1 protein-coding gene is annotated in these 554 nt (G+C 39.2%); it reads right to left on the reverse strand.

Features of this window, described 5'->3' with window-relative positions; translation table 11 throughout:
- The coding region (locus ACFILW_RS11060; RefSeq protein ID WP_375685862.1) for a hypothetical protein at positions 1 to 554 on the reverse strand (554 nt) is incomplete at both ends.

The following is a 554-nucleotide window of genomic DNA, read 5'->3' on the forward strand; positions in this document are numbered from 1 at the left end:
GTTGCACAATATGAGATTTTAGCATTGCCATAAACAGAGCCATAAATCTCACAAGAGCCACTCACACAAGCATTCCCATAAACCTTGCCATAAATTTTTGCACGACCATTAATAACAGCATAATTATAAATTTTTGCATGGCTATAAATACAAGCCAAGCCAGAAACCTTGGCATGACCATAAACGCGTGCATAACTAAAAACCGTAGCATCATAAGAAACATGCGCATGATCATAAATATGAGCATCAGCAAGAATGCGGGCACTACCATTCACATGAGCATACCCATAAACATTGCCATAAACATGAGCATTGCCATAGACAAAAGCATGGTCATAAACTTTAGCATATTGAGAGATAAAAGCTTTTCCATAGACTTCAGCATTGCCATAAACTTGACCACAGACTTGAGAAAAATGGCGTATTTTTGCATCATCATACACTCTTGCATGACCATAGACACAAGCCTCATCATACACCCAGCAATTACCATCATGGGATAGGTTAACTTCCTTTTCAATAAAGCCGCCTAAAGACCCCGCCTGTACATCATC

Origin of the sequence: Bartonella sp. TT110JLCBS (assembly GCF_042193405.1) — a bacterium.
In the GTDB taxonomy this organism is placed as follows: domain Bacteria; phylum Pseudomonadota; class Alphaproteobacteria; order Rhizobiales; family Rhizobiaceae; genus Bartonella.